The following is a 20,930-nucleotide window of genomic DNA, read 5'->3' on the forward strand; positions in this document are numbered from 1 at the left end:
ATGCGGCAATGAACCATGAGCTTTCCAATCCGCCCGCACTGACGCGCTCGTACCGAGGCCAATCGCAGGAGCAGCGCCGCGCCGAGCGCCGCAGCCGCCTGATCGCGGGCGCCATCGCCGTCTACGGGGAGCGAGGCTACCACCAGGCCACCGTGAAAGCGGTCTGCGACGCGGCCGGCCTGACCGAACGATACTTCTACGAGTCTTTCGCCAACAGCGAGGCGCTGCTGATCGATTCCTACGACGCCGTCACCTATGCCGTGCTGGGCGAGATCCTGCGCGCGGGCGATGTGGCCGGGCGCGGGCGGGTGGCGCGCTCGCGCGCGATGCTCCACGCCTATTTCGCGGCGCTGCAACGCGAACCGCAGTCGGCGCGCGTGTTCCTGGTCGAGATCCGGGGTGTGAGCCGGGCCGTGGACCAGGCGTTCAACGCTTCGCTGCGTGTGATCGGTCGCGAAGTCGGGCGCGTGCTGGGGTCCGAGGCGGCGGACGATGAATTGCTGCAGGCGGGGTGATCGGGGGCGTGATCCACATCGCCCTGCGCTGGATCGAGGATGGTTACCAGCCGCCGATCGAACGCGCGGTCGAGACCGCGCTGCGCCTTGGCGCGGCGCTGGCCGCTCCGCCGCGCAAGCGCCCCCGGGCGGCGTGAGCATATAACGCCGCCCCCGGGGGGGCCGGGCCGGGCGGCGCAGCGGCTCAGATATGCAGGGCGTGGCCGAGCGCGCGCAGCGCGGCTTCCTGCACCGCTTCGCCCAGCGTCGGATGGGCGTGGATCGTGCGGGCGACGTCTTCCAGCTGGGCGCCCAGCTCGATCGACTGGGTGAAGCCTGCCGCCAGTTCCGACACCCCGACACCGACCGCCTGCCAGCCGAGGATCAGGTGGTTGTCCTTGCGTGCGACCACGCGCACGAAGCCATCCGTACCCTCGATCGTCATCGCGCGGCCGTTGGCGCTGAACGGGAAGCTGGCCTGGATGGCGTCGATACCGGCGGCTTGCGCCTCGGATGGCGACATGCCGGCCACGACGATCTCGGGATCGGTGTAGCACACCGCCGGAATCGCCGCCGGCTGGAACCAGCGGCGCTTGCCGGCGATGATCTCGGCCACCATCTCGCCCTGGGCCATGGCGCGGTGGGCCAGCATCGGCTCGCCGGTGAGGTCGCCGATCGCCCACACATTGCGCATCGACGTGCGGCATTGCTCGTCGACCCTGATCGCGCGTCCCGCCATGTCGAGCATCAGGTTTTCCAGGCCCCAGCCGGTGGTTGCCGGCTTGCGGCCGACGGCCACCAGTACCTTGTCGGCTTCCAGGTAGGCCTCGACGCCGGAAGCGTCGCGCACCTTTACCCGTTCACCTTCCATGCCCAACACCGACGTCGCCAGGCGCAGTTCGACGCCGAGCCGCTCGAGCGATTTCGCTACCGGCTTGACCAGTTCGGCGTCATAGGCCGGCAGGATGCGCTCCGCCGCTTCCACCACCGTCACCTGGCTGCCCAGCTTGCGGTAGGCCGTGCCCAGCTCCAGGCCGATATAGCCGGCGCCAACCACCACCAGGCGCCGCGGCACGCTGTCCTGGGACAAGGCCTCGGTGGAAGAGATCACCGGGCCGCCGAACGGCATGAATGGCAGCTCGACGGCCTGCGAGCCGCTGGCCAGCAGCAGGTGTTCGCAGCGGATGCGCACCGTTTCCTGGCCGTCGGCCTCGACTTCGACGGTCTTCCCGTCCAGTACCCTGGCCCAGCCGTGCACTACGCGCACGCCCTGTTTCTTGAGGAGCAGCCCGACGCCGCCGGTGAGGCGCTTGACGATGCCGTCCTTCCAGGCCACGGTGCGCTCCAGGTCGATCCTCGGCGACTCGACGCTGATGCCGAGCGGCGATTCCTGGGCCGCGTAGGTGGCGGCCTTGTGGTACTCGTCGGCCGCGTAGATCAGCGCCTTGGAGGGGATGCAGCCGATGTTCAGGCAGGTGCCGCCCGGGTTCGCGCCCTCGACCACGATGGCCGGGATGCCCAGCTGGCCGGCACGGATGCCGGCCACGTAGCCGCCCGGGCCGCCGCCGACGATGAGCAGAGTCGTATTGATTGTCTCCATCGGCTCACTCCACGAACAGGGTTGCGGGGAATTCGAGGTAGCCGCGGATCGCCTGCACGAACTGGGCCGCCACCATGCCGTCGATCACGCGGTGGTCGAACGAGGACGACAGGTTCATCATCTTGCGCGCGACCATGGCGCCGTCCTTGATCACCGGTCGGTCGACGATGCGGTTGACGCCGACGATGGCCACTTCCGGACGATTGATCACCGGCGTGGTGACGATGCCGCCCAGCGCGCCGAGGCTGGTGATCGTGATGGTGGAGCCGGTGAGTTCCTCGCGCGTGGCCTTGCCGGTGCGCGCGGCGTCGGCCAGGCGGGAAATCTCGGCCGCGCTCGACCACGGGTCGCGCGACTCGGCGTGACGCACCACCGGCACCATCAGGCCGTTGTCGGTCTGGGCCGCGATGCCGATGTGGGCCGCGTCGTAGGTGGTGAGCAGATTGCGCTCGTCGTCATAGCGCGCGCTCATCATCGGATAGCTGCGCAGGGCCAGCACCACGGCGCGCATCAGCAGCGGCAGCAGGGTCAGCTTGCCGCGCTCCGCACCGTAGCGGGCGTTCAGCTGCAGGCGCAGCGCCTCGAGTTCGGTGACGTCGACTTCTTCGACATAGGTGAAGTGCGGGATGTTGCGCTTGGCTTCCTGCATCTTCTCGGCGATCTTGCGGCGCAGGCCGATCACCTGCGTCGCATGTTCGCCATGCTGCTCGGCGTAGCGCTCGTCCAGGCCGCCATTGGCCGCGCCGCCGCGGTGGCCGGCCACGTGGGCATCCAGGTCGGCGTGGGTGATGCGGCCCGCCGGGCCGCTGCCGGCCACGAACTGCAGCTCGACGCCCAGGTCCCAGGCGCGCTGGCGCACGGCCGGTGGGGCCAGCGGTTTTTCGCCATCGGCGCGCAGTTGCGGCGCGCCCTTCGACATCTGCGCAGGCCGTGCGGCTGGCGCCGGCCTGGAGGCAGGCGCGGGAGCAGAGATCGGGGCAGAGGCGGGCGCCGATGCTTCATTCGCTGCGACGGCTGCGAGCTGCGGCTCGGCGACTTCCTCGGCCGGCGCGGTGGCGGCGGCCATCCTGACCGGTTCCTGGCTGGCCTTGGCCGCGCCATTGTCCTTCAGGTTGCCGGCGCCCTCGACTTCGAGCCGGATCAGTTCGGCGCCCACCGCCAGCGACTGGCCGATCGCGCCGCCCAGGCTCGTGATGGTGCCCGCGACCGGCGACGGGATCTCGACCGTCGCCTTGTCGGTCATGACGTCGGCCAGCACCTGGTCTTCCTTGACGACGTCGCCCGGTTGAACGTGCCAGGCCACCACTTCGACTTCGGCGATGCCTTCGCCGAGGTCTGGCATCTTGATGACGTGAATACCCATCGAATCAACCCTCCATCACGCGTTTCAGGGCCGCGCCGACACGGTCGGGCCCCGGGAAATAAGCCCATTCCTGCGCATGCGGATACGGGGTGTCCCAGCCGGCGACGCGCCCGATCGGCGCTTCCAGCTGGTAGAAGCAGTGCTCTTGCACCAGCGCCGCCAGTTCGGCGCCGAAGCCGCTGGTCTGCGTCGCTTCGTGCACGATCACGCAGCGGCCGGTCTTCTTGACCGAATCGACGATGGTGTCGAGGTCGAGCGGCCAGATGCTCCGCAGGTCGATCACCTCGGCGTCGACGCCGGATTCGCGCGCCGCCGCCTCGGCGACCCAGACCATCGTGCCGTAGGCCAGCACGGTGACGTCGTTGCCCGGACGGACGATGGCCGCCTTGTCGAGGTCGACGGTGTAGTAGCCTGTCGGGACTTCGCCTTTCGGGTGACCGGACCATGGCACGACCGGACGGTCGTGGTGGCCGTCGAACGGGCCGTTGTAAAGACGCTTGGGTTCCAGGAAGATCACCGGATCGTCGTTCTCGATCGAGGCGATCAGGAGGCCCTTGGCGTCGTAGGGGTTCGAGGGCATTACGGTGCGCAGGCCGCACACGTGGGTGAAGAAAGCCTCCGGGCTCTGGCTGTGGGTCTGGCCGCCGTAGATGCCGCCGCCGCAAGGCATGCGGATCACCATCGACGAGGTGAATTCGCCGGCCGAGCGGTAGCGCAGGCGCGCCGCCTCGGACACGATCTGGTCGGTCGCCGGATAAAAATAGTCGGCGAACTGGATCTCGACCACGGGGCGCAGGCCATAGGCGGCCATGCCGACCGCGGTGCCGACGATGCCGCCTTCCGAGATCGGCGCGTCGAACACGCGCGACCTGCCGTACTTCGCCTGCAGGCCATCGGTGACGCGGAACACGCCGCCGAAGTAGCCGACGTCCTGGCCATACACCACGACGTTGTTGTCGCGTTCCATCATGACGTCCATGGCCGAGCGCAGGGCCTGGATCATGGTCATGGGCATCGTTGCGATGTCCTTGGGTTGATCGTCTCGTGCCATCTTCATACTCCCAACTGCTGACGCTGACGGCGCAGGTGCTCCGGCATGTCTTTGTAAACGTCCTCGAACATGGTCGCGGCGCTCGGCGCGCGCTCGTCGCCCAGGGTGCCGTAGCTTTCGGCTTCCTTCTGGGCGGCCAGCACCTCGGCTTCGAGTTCGGCCTGCACGGCCTCGTGTTCGGCATCCGACCACCAGCCCAGGTTGGTCAGGTACTGGCGCAGGCGCGCGATCGGGTCGCCCAGCGGGAAGCGGGCATAGTCGTCGGCCGGGCGGTAGCGCGAGGGATCGTCCGAGGTCGAGTGCGGGCCGGCGCGGTAGGTGACCCATTCGATCAGGGTCGGACCGAGGTTGCTGCGGGCGCGTTCCGCGGCCCAGCGCGAGGCCGACAGCACGGCCAGGAAGTCATTGCCGTCCACGCGCAGCGAGGCGATGCCGCTGCCGATGCCGCGGGTGGCGAAGGTGACGCTCTCGCCGCCGGCGATCGCCTGGAAGCTCGAGATCGCCCACTGGTTGTTGACCACGTTGAGGATGACCGGCGCGCGGTACACATGGGCAAAGGTGAGGGCGGTCGAGAAATCGGATTCCGCGGTGGCGCCGTCGCCGATCCAGGCCGACGCGATTTTCGTGTCGCCCTTGATCGCGGACGCCATGGCCCAGCCCACGGCTTGCGGGTACTGGGTGGCGAGGTTGCCGGAAATGGTGAAGAAGCCGGCCTCGCGCACCGAATACATCACCGGCAGCTGGCGGCCCTTGAGCGGATCGCGCTCATTGGACAGCAGCTGGCAGATCATGTCGACCAGGGGCACCTGGCGCGCCATCAGCAGGCTTTGCTGGCGGTAGGTGGGGAAATTCATGTCGCCGTCCTGCAGGGCGAGGGCGTGGGCGGTGCCGATCGCCTCCTCGCCGAGCGAGATCATGTAGAACGACATCTTCTTCTGGCGCTGGGCGATCACCATGCGCGCGTCGAAGGTACGGGTCTTCATCATCGTGCGCAGGCCGAAGCGCAGCAGTTCGCGGTCGGGCTCCTCGGCCCAGGGACCGACGGCATTGCCGTGCTCGTCGAGCACGCGGATCAGTTGTTGGGCGATGTCGCTTGTCTCCAATGGAGCGACATCGATCGGTGGACGCCGGACCGAACCGGCAGCGCTCACCTGGAGAAACGAAAAATCGGTCTTGCAGCCCGGGCGGCCGGTAGGCTCCGGTACGTGCAGCGACAGAGGATTGCTCTGGCTCATAGTTATGCTTTCCCTTTTGAGGTGTTTTGCAGCAAGAGGCATCATAGACCTTTAGTTGACGTTTACGTCAACTGCGCGAAACTATTTTCATATTGCTTTGCAACATAGACGACCGGCGCGTCGCGCCCGCTTTCCACCGTACCGGGCGGGACGCCTGGATTGGCGCACTTGCAGCATTTCATGCACCATGGGTGCGCTGCACACTGCGGGGCCACTGCGGACGATAGGGCAGCGAGGCAGTGCGGTCCTTGGGCAGGGCCAAGCGAACGCGTGTAGGAGACACATGCCTGGCAGGCAGAGGGCGGAGGCCCGTACCAGTTCGACGGGACCGATGCGGTGCCGGTCCGCCTCGTCTCCGTCAATGGCGTGGCCGTCGGGGAACTCGTGTCGACCCTGTCGTCCGTGGTGCACGGCGATACGCCGCGCTTCCGGGCGAGCCTGCCGGGACAGTGCTGGTGGCTGTACTACGGGAAGAGGTTGGCGCACCCGAGCATGGCGAGAACGGAACCTGGCGCCAACCCCAGCTGGACGATCCCTTGCGTTTCCACGACAAGGTCGAGGTCCGGATTGGCGCCGGCGGCGCCGACCGCCAGGCCCAGTCCGGCGGCGTGCGCGACGCCACGCTGCCACATTCGGGCCTGGTGATCACCTTACCTCGCTTCATCCTGGATCCACCGGCCGGAGGCAGGCCTGGCGCACTGCGCGAGACGACAGCCGATGCGGACCGTCAATCCCAGGTAAGCAGTCGATAGAAGGCCAAGGCAATGATCGAAAGGATCGCGACAATCCCGATATATCCCGACCACATCATGAACTTGCCTTCCCAGCTGCCCTCCTTGGCCAGCTGCGAATAGTAGGCCCAGGCATTACCGTGCGGATAGGCGTTCTTCTTCCTGTGCTTGTAATCGATGATCGCGTTGGGAATGGCGAGCACCAGCAGGATCACCGCATAGACAATCCTGACAATGTCCATCAGAGCCCGCCCTCATTCGCCGCTGCGTGAGATGCCCGCGCCGCCGCCCGCCGCTGACGCAGCCAGTAGCCACAACCGAGCACCGCCACCCACACCGGGATCAGGAATACCGAGATGCGCAGCCCGGGAGTCAGCAGCATCACGATCAGGAGCAGCGCGACGAAACCCAGGCACAGGTAGTTCGACAGCGGGAACCATGGACTGCGGAAGCTGGCCCGTTCGCCCAGGCTGTCCTTGTGGCGGCGGAAGCGCAGGTGGCTCCAGGAGATCATCGCCCAGTTGAGCACCAGGGCGGCCGTGGCCAGGGTCATGACCATGCCCAGCGCCTCGCGCGGCAGGAAATAATTGATCGCGATCGCCGAACCCGTTGCCACCGCCGACACGCCCAGTGCCACCAGCGGCACGCCACGCCGGTTGGTGTACTTCAGCGACGCCGGCGCATTGCCCTGTTCGGCCAGGCCGAACAGCATGCGGCTGTTGGCGTAGACGCAGCCGTTGTAGACCGACAGCGCGGCGGTCAGCACGACCAGGTTGAGGACGTTGGCGACCCAGCCGCTGTCGAGCGCCTGGAAGATCAGCACGAAGGGGCTGCCCCCCAGGACCACCTTCTGCCACGGGTACAGCATCAGGAGCACGGCCAGTGCGCCGATGTAGAAGATCAGGATCCGGTACAAAGCGTTGTTGGTGGCGCGCGGGATCGTGCGCGCCGGATCGTCCGCTTCGGCGGCGGTGATGCCGATCAGTTCCAGGCCGCCGAAGGAAAACATGATCACCGCCATCGCCATCGCGAGACCGGCCACGCCGTGCGGGAAGAAGCCGCCGTGCTGCCACAGATTGGCCACGCCGGCCTCGGGACCGGCGCCGCCGCCCACCAGCAGGTAGACGCCGAACACGATCATGCCGACCACCGCGACCACCTTGATCACGGCGAACCAGAATTCCATCTCGCCGAAGGCCTTCACGTTGAGCAGGCTGATGCAGTTGACCAGCACGAAGAAGCCGAGGGCCGAGACCCAGGTCGGCAGGTCGGGGAACCAGTACTGCATGTAGATGCCGAGGGCGGTCAGCTCGGCCAGGCTGACCAGGATGTACATCACCCAGTAGTTCCAGCCCGAGACGAAGCCGGCCCAGCGTCCGCAATACTTGTCGGCGAAGTGGCTGAAGGAGCCGGCTACCGGCTCGTCGACGATCATCTCGCCGAGCTGGCGCATGATCAGGAAGGCGACGGCGCCGGCGATCGCATAGCCCAGCAGCACCGATGGTCCCGCCATCTGGATGGTGGATGCGATACCGAGGAACAGGCCGGTGCCGATGGCGCCGCCAAGGGCGATCAGCTGGATGTGGCGGTTCTTCAGTCCGCGCTTGAGTTCGTTGTGCCCGTCGGCCATGGTCCGTCTCTTGGTCTTGCCAGAAAGACAGGGATTCTACTGCATCCTTTGGGCGAGGCAAACCTGCGCCGCCAAGTTCGGCCTCGGGCTATGCTGGCGGCAACGGCATGTCGCCGACCACCATCAAGGAGAAATGATGCGCAAGATGATCATGATGGCCCTGGCGGGCCTGATCTGGAAACAGTTTCAAACGAAGGTCATGAAGCGTCCGCCGGCGCCCAAGCGCACCTGGCGCTACTGATGCATCACACGCCGTGCGGCAGGCCGAGGTTGCGGTTTGCCGGCACGGCGACATCCATCATCCGGGGGCGCGGCAGGTCGAGCGCGGCCATCAGGGCGATGAAATCCTCGCGGCTGCGGTTGGCCAGGCGCGCATTGTGGCGCCGCTCCCAGCCGACGGTCGATACCGACTGGCCCTTGTAGTCGTGGCCCGGCCATACCCGCACATGGTCGTCCAGGACGAACAGCTTGCGGGTGACGCTGTCGTACAGGCTCTCAGGACTCCCGCTCTGGAAGTCGGTGCGGCCGCAGCCGTCGATCAACAGGGTATCGCCCGTAAACAGGTTGCCGCGCCACAGATAGCACATGCTGCCGGCCGTGTGGCCGGGCGTGTGGATCACGGCGATGTGCTCGTGCAGCCCGAAGCGGATCTGGTCGCCGTCCTGCAACTGCACTTCGGCCGGCGGGATGTCGCAGCCGCTCGGCACGCAGGCCTTGGCCCCCGTATGCTCGCGCAGGCGGCCGGCGGAGGTCACGTGGTCGGCATGGGCGTGGGTTTCCAGCAAGTGGGTCAGGCGCAGGCCGAGGCGTTCGATGTGCGCCAGGTCGCGCGTGAAATGGCGGTCGACCGGGTCGATGATCACGGCGTCATAGCTGCCCGGCGCAGCCAGAATATAGGTAAAGGTCGACGACTCCGCGTCGAACAGCTGGATCGGATTGACTTGCATAGACATCTCCTCGGTTGCCGCGATGTTGTACCACAACTCGCCCGTGGCGGGTAGCCGGCTCATCGCTGCAGGCTTGCCAGCTTGTCCCTCAGCGTCGCCTCCGACAGCTCGCCGACGTGACGCAGCCGCAGCTTGCCGTCGGCATCGTAGAACAGGGTGGTCGGATAGCCGGCGGCGCCGGTGCGCGCCGCGAGCTGGCCGGCCGGATCGATCACCACGTTCTGCAGGCGCAACTGCTGGGTAGCCAAAAAGCGCCGCACCACCGTACCCGACTCGCCCTGGTTGACGAACACGAAGCCGATGTCCGGATTGGCCGCCTGCGCCGCCTGCATGGCGGGCATCTCGCGCCGGCAGGGCGGACACCAGGTGGCCCACAGGTTGACCACCAGCGGCTTGCCGCCCAGGCTGCGCAGCGCCACCTCGCTGCCGTCGAGCTGGCGCACCACCAGGTCGGGCAAGGGCGGCCGCGGCGGCGCCAGCGCCTGTGCGGCCAGCAGGCCGCCGATCCAGACCGCGCCGCCTGCCAGCACGCTGCCCAGCAGCGGGCGGCGCAGCTCGGCGCGGCGCCGGGTCAGTTCGGCGCCGATCACGCAGGCGACGACCAGGCCGGCCACCGGTTCGAAGCCGCCGCCGCGGATGTCCAGCGCGCTCCATGGCGCCTTGACATAGATGTCATGGTGCTTGAGCACGAACACGGCGCGCGCGGCGACGAAGCCGGCCACGATCATCCGCCACAGCACGGCGCCGGCATCGACGCCGCGCCGCCGGCGCAGCCAGTCGGCCGTGGTGGTCGCCGCCAGCAGGGCGAGCACGACCAGCACGGCCGACAGCGGAATGATGAGGGGGCCAAGCCTGACGACGTCCATGACGATCCTTGTGCGGTTCAAAGCACGAGTATACGACGTCGCGTGGCCAGCCGGGCGCGGCGCGCCGGCGACGATCAGGCTTCTTCGGTCACCGGTTCCGGCGTGGCCAGCTGCTGCACCAGGATGCGGTCGATGCGGTTGCCGTCCATGTCGACCACCTCGATCCGGTAGCCGCCCCATTCGAAGAATTCGGACGTCTTGGGAATGTAGCCGAACTGGTACAGCACGAAGCCGGCCAGCGTGTGGTACGCCCCGGTGCCTTCGTCCGGGAAGCGCACGTCGGTGTTCATCAGGTCGCGGAAGCGGTCGAGGTCGACGCCGCCGTCGAGCAGCCAGCTGCCGTCCTGGCGCTGGACCGCGTCCGGATCGTTCTCTTCGCCGATCACGGTGACGTCGCCCACCAGGGCGCTCATCACGTCGGACAGGGTTACCATGCCCTGGATGTCGCCGTACTCGTCGACGATCAGGGCCAGTTCGGCGCGGTTCTTCTTGAACAGCTCGAGCAGCACCATGGCGCTCACGGTCTCGGGCACGAACAGGATATCGGACACCGCATGTTCGATATTGATCGCCTCGAGCGAGCCATGGCGCACCGACTGCGCCAGCAGGTCGCGCACCTTCACGTAGCCCAGGATCTGGGCGCGGTCGCCGCGGTATACCGGAAAACGGCTGTAGGTGTGGCAACTGATCAGTTCCAGGGTATCGCGCCGCTCGGCGTCGAGGTCGATCATCACCAGGTCGACCCGCGGCGTCATCAGGGCCTTCAGGTGGCGGTCGTCCAGGCGCAGCGCACGCGAGACGATGTCATATTCGGTCTTCTCGAACAGGCCGGCGTCGGTGCCTTCCTTGAACATGCCGGCGATGTCTTCCTCGGTCGGCGCGTCTTCCTTGGCGTCGTGGATGCCGAACAGGCGCACGATCGCCTCGGTGGTGAGCGACAGTACCTTGACGAACGGCGACATGACCACCGACAGCATGTTCAGCGGCGGGGCGATCAGGGTGGCCATGGTCTCCGGATGGCGCATCGCGATGCGCTTGGGGACCAGCTCGCCCAGCACGATCGAGACGAAGGTGATCGCCAGCACCACGACGAACAGCGCGATCTCGTAGGCGTAGGGCGCCAGGAAGCCGACGGTCTCGATCTGCGGCGTCAGGCGCGACACCAGCGAGGCTTCGCCGAAGGCGCCGGTGAAGATGCCGATCAGGGTGATGCCCACCTGGACGGTGGACAGGAAATGGCTGGGATTGTCCGCCAGGGCGATGGCGGTGCGGGCGCCGCGGCTGCCTTCTTCGGCGCGCCGTTCCAGGCGCATGCGCTTGGCGGAGACGAGCGCGAGTTCGCTCATCGCGAACACCCCGTTCAAGAGGATCAGAACGAGGATGATCAATATGTCTGACATGCTGGGCTCTTGACCCATGAGCGGTCATACCGGGCCGTGGCCGGGCAGGCCACCATGGCCTGCCCGCGAATCATGGCATAAATGACAAAATCCGGGAATACCGCAGCGTGCGCTGCTCGCCTTGCCGCCGCATTACGGCGCGAGCCGGAAGTGCTTGCGGATGCCGGCCCAGCAATGCTGGTAATCGCCCTGCAGCTGCGGCGAGGCCAGCGCCTGGGCCGTCGGGACGAGGGCGGCGCGGGTCTCGAACATGAAGGCCATGGTGTCGCCCACCTTGTGCGGGCGGCTGGTGTCGGCGGCGCTGGCCTTGTCGAAGGTGGCGGCGTCCGGGCCGTGCCCGCTCATGCAGTTGTGGATGCTGGCGCCGCCCGGTACGAAGCCCTCGGCCTTGGCGTCGTAGGCGCCGTGGATCAGGCCCATGAATTCGCTGGCCACGTTGCGGTGGAACCAGGGCGGGCGGAAGGTGTCCTCGGCCGCCAGCCAGCGCGGCGGGAAGATCACGAAGTCGATGGTGTCCACGCCCGGCGTGTCCGAGGGCGACTGCAGCACCAGGAAGATCGACGGATCCGGGTGGTCGTAGCTGATCGAGCCGATCGTATTGAAATGGCGCAGGTCGTATTTATAGGGCACGTAGTTGCCGTGCCAGGCCACGACGTCCAGCGGCGAGTGGCCGATCCGGGCGCGCCACAGGCGGCCGCCGAACTTGGTCACCAGCTCGAATTCGCCTTCGAGGTCTTCGTAGCGCGCCGTCGGCGTGAGGAAGTCGCGCGGATTGGCCAGGCCGTTGGAACCGAGCGGCCCCAGGTCGGGCAAGCGCATGAGGGCGCCGAAATTCTCGCAGATATAGCCGCGCGCCTCGCCGTCGGGCAGCATCACCTGGAAGCGCACGCCGCGCGGGATCACGGCGATTTCGTGCGGCTCCACCTCGACTAGGCCCAGTTCGGTCGCGATCGACAGGCGACCGAGCTGCGGCACGATCAGGAGTTCGCCATCGGAATTGTAGAAATAACGGCCATCCATCGGACGATTGGCCGCGTACATATGGATGGCGCAGCCGCTCATTGCCTCGGCCGAGCCGTTGCCGGCCATGGTCACCCAGCCGTCGATGAAGTCGGTTGGAGTGTGAGGCATCGGCAGCGGGCTCCAGCGCAGCTGGTTCGGCGGGGCAGGGGTGTCGAAACGGCCCACGAGGCGCGGCGCGTCCAGCGGCGCGAAGCTGCCGTGCACCGCCGCCGGACGGATGCGGTACAGCCACGAGCGCCGGTTATGGCTGCGCGGGGCGGTGAAGGCGGTGCCGGACAGCTGCTCGGCGTACAGCCCATAGGCCACGCGTTGCGGCGAATTACGGTGCTTCGGCAGGGCGCCGGGCAGGGCTTCGGTGGCGAACTCGTTGCCGAAACCGCTCATATAGGCTGACGGATGGCCGGGCTCATGGCGCATGGGGTCTCCTGGACGGTAGATAGTATCTTTGATGGCGCCACTCTAGAATAATCCGCCATGTTTTACGAGATGAATAGAAAAATGTAGACTATTCATAAAATGAATACTGCTGTTCGGGCGACCGTCCGGGCGTGGACAATGCGTTTCTATTGCCGGTGCGGCCGGCAGCCCGGGACATCCATGATCGAAGCACACGATATCGACCTGAACCTGTTGTTGGTTTTCCAGGAGGTTTACACGGAACGCCAGATCTCGTCGGCCGCACGGCGACTGGGGCTGTCGCAGTCGGCCGTGAGCAATGCGCTCGCGCGGCTGCGGCGCAGTTTCGGCGACGAGCTGTTCGTGCGCACCGCCAGCGGCATGCAGCCGACCCCGCTGGCGAGCCAGATGGCCGAGCCGATCGGAGCTGCGATGGCGCAGGTGGCGCTGGCGCTGAACCAGCGCAGCCGCTTCGAGCCGGCCACCAGCAACCGGCGCTTCATGCTGGCCATGACCGACGTCGGCGAAGTGTATTTCATGCCCACCCTGATCGAGCGCTGCCGCCAGCTGGCGCCCAGCGTCGAGATCAGCTCGGTGCGGGTGGGAGCGCTGTCGCTCAAGGAAGAGATGGAAGGCGGGCGGGTCGACCTGGCGGTGGGGCCGTTCGAGGACGTCTCCGAGGCGCTGTACCAGCGCCATTTGTTCAGGCAGCCGTTCGTGGCGATGTTCCGCAAGGGGCATCCGCTGGCGCGGGGCGAGCTGACCCTGGCGCGCTTCGCGCAAGCCGAGCATCTGCTGGTCGATGCCGCCGACAGTCCCTACGACCGGGTCAACGCGGCGCTGGCCAGGGCCGGCGTGGGGCAGGCGACGAACGGGTTTGGGACACGATACAGGGTGCCGCATTTCACGGCGGTGCCCTATATCGTGAGCACCAGCGACCTGGTCGTGACGGTGCCGCAAAAGCTGGCCGAGCGCGCGGCCCTGCCGTTCGGGCTGGAATGGGCGACGCCGCCGCTCGACCTGCCGCCGCTGCAAACGAATATTTTCTGGCACCGCCGCTTCAACCAGGATCCGGGCAACCAGTGGTTGCGGGGCCTCCTGGCCGACGTGTTCGCGGAAACGTGAGTCAACGATAGTTAATTAGATAAAGGAAGAGACAATGGCAGACCTGTTCGAAAATCCGATGGGCCTGATGGGCTTCGAGTTCGTCGAGTTCGCATCGCCCACGCCGGGCGTGCTGGAGCCGGTGTTCGAAGCGCTGGGCTTTACCAAGGTGGCGACCCACCGCTCGAAGGACGTGGCCCTGTTCCGCCAGGGTGGCATCAACTTCATCGTCAACAACGAGCCGAAAAGCTATGCCGAGTATTTCGCGGCCGAGCACGGCCCGTCGGCCTGCGGCATGGCCTTTCGCGTCAGGGACGCACACAAGGCCTATGCGCGCGCCCTGGAGCTGGGCGCCCAGGCGGTGGAGATCCCGACCGGCCCGATGGAATTGCGCCTGCCGGCCATCAAGGGCATCGGCGGCGCTCCGCTGTACCTGATCGACCGCTTCGAAGAGGGCAAGTCGATCTATGACATCGATTTCGAATTCATCGAAGGCGTCGACCGCAACCCGGTGGGCCACGGCCTGGCCATCATCGACCACCTGACCCACAACGTCTACCGCGGCCGCATGGCCTACTGGGCCGGCTTCTACGAGAAGCTGTTCAACTTCCGCGAGATCCGCTACTTCGACATCAAGGGCGAGTACACTGGCCTGACCTCGAAGGCGATGACGGCGCCGGACGGCATGATCCGCATCCCGCTGAACGAAGAGGGCAAGGCGGGCGGCGGCCAGATCGAGGAATTCCTGATGCAGTTCAATGGCGAGGGCATCCAGCACATCGCCCTGCTGACGGACGACCTGATCGCCACCGTCGACAAGCTGCGCGCCGCCGGCGTGCCGCTGATGGCGCCGCCGCCGGACACCTACTACGAGATGCTGGACGAGCGCATCCCGGGCCACGGCCAGGACGCCGACGCGCTGAAAGTGCGCGGTTTGCTGCTCGACGGCGCCGTCAAGGACGGCCATGCGCGCCTGCTGGTGCAGATCTTCGGCGTGCCGCAACTGGGTCCGGTGTTCTTCGAGTTCATCCAGCGCAAGGGCGACGACGGCTTCGGCGAAGGCAACTTCAAGGCCTTGTTCGAGTCGATCGAGCGCGACCAGGTCAAGCGCGGCGCCATCGCCGGGGCGCAGGCGACGGCCGAGGCGTAACACGCGCGCCGCGCACGCGGCGCCGCTGGATTTGCTATCCTGCACAATTTTCGGCGGCCTGGTAAGTTACCTGGCCGCCGTCTTGCGTCAGGAGTAGAGGTATGCTGGCTGCGTTCGCGGTCCTGTTGTTGTTCCAGTGCCTGGGCGAAGGCATCGTGTTCGTCTTCCATCTTCCCTTGCCGGGGCCGGTCGCCGGGATGCTCCTGTTGATGGTGGCGCTGCTGGCCATGCCGAAGCTCCAGGCGCTGGTCGAGCAGGCCGCCAATATGCTGCTGTCGCACCTGTCGCTGCTGTTCGTGCCGGCCGGTGTCGGCATCCTGGTCGCGGCCGGCAGCGGCAGCGGCCACTGGATCGCGATCCTGGCCTCGCTGGTGGTGAGCACCGTGCTGGCCCTGGCCGTGACCGGCCTGATCCTGCGCGGGATGGGCGACGCCAGGAAGGGCGGCGATGCCTGATTTCTCCGAGTTCAGCCATTTTTGGGTCTATCTTTCCGCCTCACCCCTGCTGGGCCTGACCATGACCCTGTGCGCCTATCTGGCGGCGCAGCGCATCTTCATCCTGTGCAAGGCGTCGCCACTGGCCAATCCGGTGGCGATAACCGTCGCGCTGGTCGTGGCGGTGCTGTGGCTTACCGGGATGTCGTATGAGCGCTACTTTGCCGGCGCCCAGTTCGTCCACTTTTTACTGGGCCCGGCCACCGTGGCGCTGGCGGTGCCGCTGGTGCGCCAGCTGCCGCGCCTGCGCCGCGCCGCCTTGCCGTTGGGCGCGGCGCTGCTGGCGGGCAGCGTGACGGCCATCGTGTCGGCCGTGGTGGTGGCGCTGCTGTTCGGCGCCACGCCGGAACTGGCCTACACCCTGGGGCCGAAGTCGGCCACCTCGCCGATCGCGATGGCGGTGTCCGAGCGGCTCGGCGGCATCCCCGCGCTGACCGCGGCGCTGGTGATCGGCACCGGCATCTTCGGCGCCGTGTTGGGGCGCTACGTCTTCATGCTGCTAGGCATCCGTTCCGAGGCCGCCTGCGGTTTCGCGCTGGGCCTGGCCTCGCACGGCATCGGCACGGCGCGCGCCTTCCAGGTCAGCCCCGAGATGGGCGCCTTCGCCGGGCTGGCGATGGGCTTGAACGGCGCGCTGACCGCGCTGCTGGCGCCGTGGCTGGTGCCGCTCGTGATGGCGTGGATGTCCTGAGGCCAATGAATGCCGAGATGCCGATCCTGCAGCTGCTGCATGACCATGGCCCCAAGACCGCCAACCGTTGGCTGCAATAGCAGAGCGTCGATCTCGGGGGCAAGTCCACGCTCGGCCCGGCGCCGGTTTTTTTCTCCGGCCAGGCCTGATAAGAAACGCCGCCGGTCTTGCGAGCGGCGGCGTCATCGGTCACTGGAAGAGAAGGTCAGGTATTCGCCGCCTGGGTCTTGAAAGTGTCCTTCTTCGGCTTGAGGGCGAATGCCGCCAGCAGCGCGCCGGCCACGCCGACCACCATCGCGGCGGTGCTGCCCGAGAAGCCCACGATATGTTCCTTGGCCAGCTTGCCGGCCTTCGGTCCCACCAGCTGCATGCGGCGGCGCGTCATCTCGGCGCCCAGCTCCGACAGGCGCTGCTTGCCCAGGATCGCCTCGGCGTCCGGCAACAGCCTGGTTTCTTCTTCCGCCACGTGGTGCATCACGTCGCGCATCAGCTCCATCACCAGGTCGTCGTGGCGCGGATCGGCGCCGGACGTGGCGCGCAGTTCTGCAATCAGGCGGCGCATCTCATCGTGTTCGGGTTCCGCTTCGTGGATGAAGGGCTCGCCGCCGTCGCGCTGGCGCATGACCGGATAGAAAATCTCTTCCTCGAGTGTCGCGTGGATTTCCAGGCCGTCGCAGATGGTGTCGGCCAATGCTTTCTTGACGGTCGGGCTCTTGTCTTTCGAGTACTGGTGGAAGGTGACCATCACGTGCGAGTGATCGAAGCGGATCATGTCGGTGATGGTAGGGCTCAGTCGCTTGAGATTCATGGTAGTACCCCCGTTCGTGATTGTTTGAACGTCATGGTAGTCCCGACCGGAGCGCGGCGACTGTAGGCGCGCGCGCCGGACACATGTCAGTGACGGCCCAGCCAGCCCGCCGCTAGACGGCGCAGCGGGCAGACCGAAGGATTGTTTATTTTGGATAACAGACTGTCACAATTGTCCTACAAAGATACGGGCGCGCTCCTGACGGCGCATCCACGGTCAACCTGAGAACATGGCATATTGAGCTACCGGTCCCGGCGGTAGCCGCTTCACTGGCAGCGCACGCGAGTCGCGTGGTTGCGTCAGTCTCACTTGCATCGGAGTCATCTGTCATGTTTGCACACAACAAGCGCTTGCAGTACACCGTCCGCGTCAGCGAGCCGAATCCGGCCCTGGCCAACCTCATGCTCGAGCAGTTTGGCGGACCGCAGGGCGAGCTGGCCGCGGCCATGCGTTACTTTACCCAGGCGGTCGCCGAAGACGATCCAGGCCGCAAGGACATGCTGTTCGACATCGCCACCGAGGAACTGAGCCACCTTGAGGTGATCGGTCACATCGTGGCCATGCTGAACAAGGGCGCCAAGGGGCGCCTGGCCGAGGCCATCGACAGTGAGGCCGATATGTACCGCGCCATCACCGGGCCCGGCAACGACAGCCACATCACGCAAGTGCTGTACGGCGCCGGCGCCCCCCTGACCAACTCGGCCGGCGTGCCATGGACCGCAGCCTACATCGACTCGATCACCGAGCCCAGTGCCGACCTGCGCTCGAACATCGCGGCCGAAGCCCGCGCCAAGATCGTCTATGAGCGCCTGATCGCGCTGACCGACGATCCGGGCGTGAAAGAGGCGTTGGGCTTCCTGATGACCCGCGAAGTGGCGCACATGAAGTCGTTCGAGAAGGCGTTGTACGCGATGGAGCCGAACTTCCCGCCGGGCAAGATGCCAGTGGTGCCGGCCTTTGCCAGCGTTTACTACAATATGTCACAGGGCCCGGGCGAGATGCGCGGCGCCTGGAACCAGGGCGCCGACTGGGATTTCATCAGCGACCGCGAGAAGCAGACGGCCGTCGACGGCGGCTCGGGCGAGGCCGAAGTCGCGCTGCCGAGCGGCGACATCGACGTCCTCAGGCAGATGGCAATGCGCACCATGTCCGATCCGTCGGCCATGCCGCGTACCGGCTCCGAATTGGGCATGATGCAATCGGCAACTGGTGGTACGATGGGAGGATCGGGTGGTAATGCCATGGGTGGGGCCAACGTCGGTTCCATGGGCGGTCCGCTCGACGATACCGGTGTGGGCAACCCGATGGGCAGCGGCAAGCCGCTGAAATAACACGCCGGGCCATACCTGCTGCGCCGGCCACCGCGGCCGGTGCGGCCTGTTACAGGAAGACGCATGGATAGCCAAACCGACAAGAGCAACCACCCTCGTGGCCTTCCGCGCTGGCTGACTCCTCGCCGCGCCATCGGTTTCGGCATTTGCGCCACCGGCTTTCTCGTCCTGCTCGGCAGCATGATCGAGCAGATCTTGAATGCCAATCCCAAGATGCTGGCGGCCCTGGCCGGCGGTAGCACGGCGGCGGCGGCGACCGCGCTGGGCACCTTGCCGGTGCTGTTCGCCCAGAATTTCACCAAGCGCACCTACGATTGCTTCCTCGGCTTCGGCGCCGGCGTCATGCTGGGCGCCACCGCTTTTTCCCTCGTGATCCCGGCCCTGAGCGCCGCCAAGACGGCTGGCGCCGGCAACTGGGAGTCGAGCCTCATGGTCGGCGCCGGCATCATGTTCGGCGCCGGCGTCATCCTGCTGCTCGGGCGCGCGGTGCGCACCGAGGGCATCCTGTCCAACGATCCCGACAAGGTGTCGCTGCGCCGCGCCTGGCTGTTCGTGTGGGCCGTGGCCCTGCACAACCTGCCAGAAGGCCTGGCCATCGGCGTGGCCTTCGCCGGCATCGACGTCGAGAAAGCCACGTCGCTCGCCACCGGCGTGTCGATCCAGGACGTGCCCGAAGGCCTGGTGGTGGCCCTGGCGCTGCACGCCGTCGGCTATAGCCGCCTGACCGCGGTCGGCATGGGCGTGGCCTCTGGCCTGGTCGAGCCGATCGCCGCCGTGTTCGGCGTCGCCCTCATCGGCATCTCGGGCGGCCTGCTGCCGTATGCGCTGGCCGCCGCCGCCGGCGCCATGCTGCTGGTGATCGTCAACGACGTGATCCCCGAGTCGCGCCAGTCGGGCAACGGCACCCAGGCCAGCATCGCACTCATCTTCGGCTTCATCCTGATGACGGTGCTCGACACGGCGCTGTCCTGACACGGTTGACCGCCACGGTGGGATGGTCGTAGGATAAAGATCATCCCATTCCTGCAAACACCGCATGACCATCCCCTCCAAACGGGAACAAACCCATCAGCGCATCCTCGACGTCGCGGCGCGCACGCTGCGCCGCAACGGTTTCGCCGGTGTCGGCGTGGCCGACGTCATGAAGGGCGCCGGCCTGACCCACGGCGGCTTCTATGCCCACTTCGACTCGCGCGAGGCCTTGCTGGTCGAGGCGCTCGAGCATGCCGACGCGGCGTCCACTGCCAATCTCGAGCGCCGCGTGGCCGCCTTGCGCGAGGAGGGCGCCAGTCCGCTGGCAGCACTGGTCACGGCCTACCTGTCCGACGACCACCTGACCGCCCATCCATCGGGCCTGGGCTGCGTGGTCGGTGCGCTCGGCTCGGAAATGGCGCGCCAGGAAGCGCCGCTACGCGAGGTTGCGCGCGGCCGCATCGAGCGACTGGTGCGGCATGTCCAGGCGGCGCTGGAAGCAGAAGGGCGCATCGGCGGGGATGCCGCTGGCCTGGCCCTGGCGCTGGCCGGCGCAATGGTCGGCGCCCTGCAGATCGCGCGCAGCTTCGGCCCCGAACAGCAGGGCAATGCGATGCTGGCGGCCAGCCGGCAGGCCTTGCTGGCCCACTACCTGCGCTAAGCCTCCAGTATCCGGCCCTGTCAGTACGCGGCCGATTTTTCTGGACTAGAATATGATTCTCGTCATATTCGACGACGCCATCAACCAGAAAGGAATGCCATGAAACTCGACAAGGCCACCGTCCTCGTCACCGGCGCCAACCGAGGCCTGGGTCTCGAATTCGCCCGCCAGGCGCTCGTGCGCGGCGCTAGCAAGGTGTACGCGGGGGCGCGCGATCCCGCCAGCGTCACGCTGGCCGGCGTCACGCCGATTCGGCTCGACGTCACTGATCCCCACAGCGTGGCGGCGGCGGCGGGCGAGTTGGGCGACGTCGACCTGGTGATCAACAATGCCGGCATCGCCCATTTCCAGCAGGTGCTGGCTGACGGCGTCGAGGACTCGCTGCGGGCGATGCTGGAAACGAATGTGTTCGGCATCCTGGGCATGAGCCGGGCCTTCGCGCCGGTGCTGGGGCGTAACGGCGGCGGCGCCATCCTGAACGTGCTGTCGGTGGCCAGCTGGATCAGCTCGCCGGCGCTGGCGGCCTACGGGGTGTCGAAGTCGGCGGCCTGGGGGCTGACCAATGCGGTGCGCAACGAGCTGCGCGAGCAGGGCACCCAGGTACTGGCCCTGCACGTCGGTTTCGTCGACACCGAGCTGACGCGCGACATTGCGCTCCCCAAGCTGGCCCCGGCCACGGTGGTCGAACGCGGCTACGCGGCGCTGGAGGCGGGCGCGGACGAAGTCATGATCGACGAACTGACGCAGGCGGTGAAGGCAGGGCTGTCGAGCGTGCCAGGCATCTATACCGGGGTCAGGCCCCATAATGCGTGAGTGATTGCCGCCCGGCGCCGGCTATGCTCGGGCCTTATGTGCCCGGCCCGAATACTGCGCCAACATCCGAACAGCCGCAAGACAGGCCTTGTATCGGCATGATCGACAGACACGGCAGGCAGCGGATCACGAACTGCGGCCACGAACACGAGCGGCAGCGGCGCGCGACC

At 66.9% G+C, this 20,930-nt stretch carries 20 protein-coding genes and 1 pseudogene; 10 read left to right on the forward strand and 11 right to left on the reverse strand.

What is annotated here, in order from left to right; all coding sequences use genetic code 11:
• Positions 1 to 8 precede the first annotated feature (8 nt).
• Positions 9 to 652, forward strand: a pseudogene (locus tag DIR46_RS25615) (TetR/AcrR family transcriptional regulator).
• Positions 653 to 699: 47 nt separating this feature from the next.
• Here DIR46_RS25615 and lpdA read toward each other — a convergent pair.
• From lpdA to DIR46_RS25635, 4 genes are read right to left on the reverse strand one after another with little or no spacing between them, the layout of a single operon-like run.
• Positions 700 to 2,094: a dihydrolipoyl dehydrogenase gene (lpdA, locus tag DIR46_RS25620; RefSeq protein WP_109347754.1), complete on the reverse strand. Its 1,395-nt coding sequence runs from the start codon at positions 2,092 to 2,094 to the stop codon at positions 700 to 702.
• A gap of 4 nt (positions 2,095 to 2,098) precedes the next feature.
• Positions 2,099 to 3,457 carry a dihydrolipoamide acetyltransferase family protein gene (locus DIR46_RS25625; RefSeq protein ID WP_109347755.1) on the reverse strand — a complete coding sequence of 453 codons (1,359 nt, stop codon included), beginning with the start codon at positions 3,455 to 3,457 and terminating at the stop codon, positions 2,099 to 2,101.
• A 4-nt stretch (positions 3,458 to 3,461) separates the two neighbouring features.
• Entirely contained in the window at positions 3,462 to 4,472 is a 1,011-nt protein-coding gene (locus DIR46_RS25630) for an alpha-ketoacid dehydrogenase subunit beta (RefSeq protein WP_205289203.1), read from the reverse strand.
• A gap of 38 nt (positions 4,473 to 4,510) precedes the next feature.
• Positions 4,511 to 5,743: a 3-methyl-2-oxobutanoate dehydrogenase (2-methylpropanoyl-transferring) subunit alpha gene (locus tag DIR46_RS25635; protein ID WP_109347757.1), complete on the reverse strand. Its 1,233-nt coding sequence runs from the start codon at positions 5,741 to 5,743 to the stop codon at positions 4,511 to 4,513.
• Positions 5,744 to 6,198: 455 nt separating this feature from the next.
• On the opposite strand from DIR46_RS25635, the gene DIR46_RS26875 reads away from it, so the two are divergent.
• Positions 6,199 to 6,495, forward strand: coding sequence for a hypothetical protein (locus DIR46_RS26875; protein WP_162819647.1), 297 nt, complete (start codon positions 6,199 to 6,201; stop codon positions 6,493 to 6,495).
• On the opposite strand, the gene DIR46_RS25640 is transcribed toward DIR46_RS26875, so the two are convergent.
• From DIR46_RS25640 to hmgA, 6 genes are all read right to left on the reverse strand, one after another.
• Entirely contained in the window at positions 6,471 to 6,716 is a 246-nt protein-coding gene (locus tag DIR46_RS25640) for a hypothetical protein (protein ID WP_109347758.1), read from the reverse strand. The genes DIR46_RS26875 and DIR46_RS25640 overlap by 25 nt on opposite strands.
• A complete protein-coding gene (locus tag DIR46_RS25645) occupies positions 6,716 to 8,104 on the reverse strand; it encodes an amino acid permease (RefSeq protein ID WP_109347759.1) in 1,389 nt (462 codons plus the stop codon). Before DIR46_RS25645 ends, DIR46_RS25640 begins: the two co-directional genes overlap by 1 nt.
• A gap of 245 nt (positions 8,105 to 8,349) precedes the next feature.
• A complete protein-coding gene (locus tag DIR46_RS25650) occupies positions 8,350 to 9,051 on the reverse strand; it encodes an MBL fold metallo-hydrolase (RefSeq protein WP_109347760.1) in 702 nt (233 codons plus the stop codon).
• A 59-nt stretch (positions 9,052 to 9,110) separates the two neighbouring features.
• Positions 9,111 to 9,917: a TlpA disulfide reductase family protein gene (locus tag DIR46_RS25655; protein ID WP_109347761.1), complete on the reverse strand. Its 807-nt coding sequence runs from the start codon at positions 9,915 to 9,917 to the stop codon at positions 9,111 to 9,113.
• Between the two features lie 74 nt (positions 9,918 to 9,991).
• Positions 9,992 to 11,317 carry a hemolysin family protein gene (locus tag DIR46_RS25660; RefSeq protein ID WP_109347762.1) on the reverse strand — a complete coding sequence of 442 codons (1,326 nt, stop codon included), beginning with the start codon at positions 11,315 to 11,317 and terminating at the stop codon, positions 9,992 to 9,994.
• A gap of 132 nt (positions 11,318 to 11,449) precedes the next feature.
• Complete coding sequence (gene hmgA, locus DIR46_RS25665) at positions 11,450 to 12,757, reverse strand: homogentisate 1,2-dioxygenase (protein ID WP_109347763.1); 1,308 nt, start codon at positions 12,755 to 12,757, stop codon at positions 11,450 to 11,452.
• A 180-nt stretch (positions 12,758 to 12,937) separates the two neighbouring features.
• Between hmgA and DIR46_RS25670 the strand changes: the two genes are divergently transcribed.
• From DIR46_RS25670 to DIR46_RS25685, 4 genes are all read left to right on the forward strand, one after another.
• The gene (locus DIR46_RS25670) at positions 12,938 to 13,861 is read left to right on the forward strand and encodes a LysR family transcriptional regulator (protein WP_109347764.1); all 924 of its coding nucleotides are present in this window, start codon (positions 12,938 to 12,940) and stop codon (positions 13,859 to 13,861) included.
• 34 nt (positions 13,862 to 13,895) lie between these two features.
• Positions 13,896 to 14,990 (forward strand): 4-hydroxyphenylpyruvate dioxygenase, encoded by a 1,095-nt coding sequence (gene hppD / locus DIR46_RS25675; RefSeq protein WP_109347765.1) that lies wholly within the window; start codon positions 13,896 to 13,898, stop codon positions 14,988 to 14,990.
• Between the two features lie 101 nt (positions 14,991 to 15,091).
• On the forward strand, positions 15,092 to 15,445 hold the full coding sequence (locus DIR46_RS25680) for a CidA/LrgA family protein (protein ID WP_109347766.1): 354 nt from the start codon (positions 15,092 to 15,094) through the stop codon (positions 15,443 to 15,445).
• The gene (locus tag DIR46_RS25685) at positions 15,438 to 16,175 is read left to right on the forward strand and encodes an LrgB family protein (protein ID WP_109347767.1); all 738 of its coding nucleotides are present in this window, start codon (positions 15,438 to 15,440) and stop codon (positions 16,173 to 16,175) included. Before DIR46_RS25680 ends, DIR46_RS25685 begins: the two co-directional genes overlap by 8 nt.
• Positions 16,176 to 16,380: 205 nt before the next feature.
• Here DIR46_RS25685 and DIR46_RS25690 read toward each other — a convergent pair whose 3' ends face one another.
• Positions 16,381 to 16,983 (reverse strand): hemerythrin domain-containing protein, encoded by a 603-nt coding sequence (locus DIR46_RS25690; protein WP_109347768.1) that lies wholly within the window; start codon positions 16,981 to 16,983, stop codon positions 16,381 to 16,383.
• 329 nt (positions 16,984 to 17,312) lie between these two features.
• Here DIR46_RS25690 and DIR46_RS25695 point away from each other — a divergent pair, with 329 nt between their 5' ends.
• The 4 genes from DIR46_RS25695 (at position 17,313) to DIR46_RS25710 (ending at position 20,760) form a co-directional block, all read left to right on the forward strand.
• Complete coding sequence (locus tag DIR46_RS25695; protein WP_109347769.1) at positions 17,313 to 18,314, forward strand: manganese catalase family protein; 1,002 nt, start codon at positions 17,313 to 17,315, stop codon at positions 18,312 to 18,314.
• Between the two features lie 63 nt (positions 18,315 to 18,377).
• Positions 18,378 to 19,286, forward strand: a complete 909-nt coding sequence (locus DIR46_RS25700) for a ZIP family metal transporter (protein WP_109347770.1) — start codon at positions 18,378 to 18,380, stop codon at positions 19,284 to 19,286.
• A gap of 64 nt (positions 19,287 to 19,350) precedes the next feature.
• Positions 19,351 to 19,947: a TetR/AcrR family transcriptional regulator gene (locus DIR46_RS25705; protein ID WP_109347771.1), complete on the forward strand. Its 597-nt coding sequence runs from the start codon at positions 19,351 to 19,353 to the stop codon at positions 19,945 to 19,947.
• A gap of 99 nt (positions 19,948 to 20,046) precedes the next feature.
• Complete coding sequence (locus DIR46_RS25710; RefSeq protein ID WP_109347772.1) at positions 20,047 to 20,760, forward strand: SDR family oxidoreductase; 714 nt, start codon at positions 20,047 to 20,049, stop codon at positions 20,758 to 20,760.
• Positions 20,761 to 20,930: the final 170 nt, after the last annotated feature.

Source organism: Massilia oculi (assembly GCF_003143515.1).
Lineage (GTDB): Bacteria > Pseudomonadota > Gammaproteobacteria > Burkholderiales > Burkholderiaceae_D > Telluria > Telluria oculi.

What these genes read in the sequence shown, in the direction of transcription:
- lpdA (WP_109347754.1), bottom strand. Translation starts at nt 2,094, where the DNA reads ATGGAGACAATCAATACGACTCTGCTCATCGTCGGCGGCGGCCCGGGC.
- DIR46_RS25625 (WP_109347755.1), bottom strand. Translation starts at nt 3,457, where the DNA reads ATGGGTATTCACGTCATCAAGATGCCAGACCTCGGCGAAGGCATCGCC.
- DIR46_RS25630 (WP_205289203.1), bottom strand. Translation starts at nt 4,472, where the DNA reads ATGCCCATGACCATGATCCAGGCCCTGCGCTCGGCCATGGACGTCATG.
- DIR46_RS25635 (WP_109347757.1), bottom strand. Translation starts at nt 5,743, where the DNA reads ATGAGCCAGAGCAATCCTCTGTCGCTGCACGTACCGGAGCCTACCGGC.
- DIR46_RS25640 (WP_109347758.1), bottom strand. Translation starts at nt 6,716, where the DNA reads ATGGACATTGTCAGGATTGTCTATGCGGTGATCCTGCTGGTGCTCGCC.
- DIR46_RS25645 (WP_109347759.1), bottom strand. Translation starts at nt 8,104, where the DNA reads ATGGCCGACGGGCACAACGAACTCAAGCGCGGACTGAAGAACCGCCAC.
- DIR46_RS25650 (WP_109347760.1), bottom strand. Translation starts at nt 9,051, where the DNA reads ATGCAAGTCAATCCGATCCAGCTGTTCGACGCGGAGTCGTCGACCTTT.
- DIR46_RS25655 (WP_109347761.1), bottom strand. Translation starts at nt 9,917, where the DNA reads ATGGACGTCGTCAGGCTTGGCCCCCTCATCATTCCGCTGTCGGCCGTG.
- DIR46_RS25660 (WP_109347762.1), bottom strand. Translation starts at nt 11,317, where the DNA reads ATGTCAGACATATTGATCATCCTCGTTCTGATCCTCTTGAACGGGGTG.
- hmgA (WP_109347763.1), bottom strand. Translation starts at nt 12,757, where the DNA reads ATGCGCCATGAGCCCGGCCATCCGTCAGCCTATATGAGCGGTTTCGGC.
- DIR46_RS25670 (WP_109347764.1), top strand. Translation starts at nt 12,938, where the DNA reads ATGATCGAAGCACACGATATCGACCTGAACCTGTTGTTGGTTTTCCAG.
- hppD (WP_109347765.1), top strand. Translation starts at nt 13,896, where the DNA reads ATGGCAGACCTGTTCGAAAATCCGATGGGCCTGATGGGCTTCGAGTTC.
- DIR46_RS25680 (WP_109347766.1), top strand. Translation starts at nt 15,092, where the DNA reads ATGCTGGCTGCGTTCGCGGTCCTGTTGTTGTTCCAGTGCCTGGGCGAA.
- DIR46_RS25685 (WP_109347767.1), top strand. Translation starts at nt 15,438, where the DNA reads ATGCCTGATTTCTCCGAGTTCAGCCATTTTTGGGTCTATCTTTCCGCC.
- DIR46_RS25690 (WP_109347768.1), bottom strand. Translation starts at nt 16,983, where the DNA reads ATGAATCTCAAGCGACTGAGCCCTACCATCACCGACATGATCCGCTTC.
- DIR46_RS25695 (WP_109347769.1), top strand. Translation starts at nt 17,313, where the DNA reads ATGTTTGCACACAACAAGCGCTTGCAGTACACCGTCCGCGTCAGCGAG.
- DIR46_RS25700 (WP_109347770.1), top strand. Translation starts at nt 18,378, where the DNA reads ATGGATAGCCAAACCGACAAGAGCAACCACCCTCGTGGCCTTCCGCGC.
- DIR46_RS25705 (WP_109347771.1), top strand. Translation starts at nt 19,351, where the DNA reads ATGACCATCCCCTCCAAACGGGAACAAACCCATCAGCGCATCCTCGAC.
- DIR46_RS25710 (WP_109347772.1), top strand. Translation starts at nt 20,047, where the DNA reads ATGAAACTCGACAAGGCCACCGTCCTCGTCACCGGCGCCAACCGAGGC.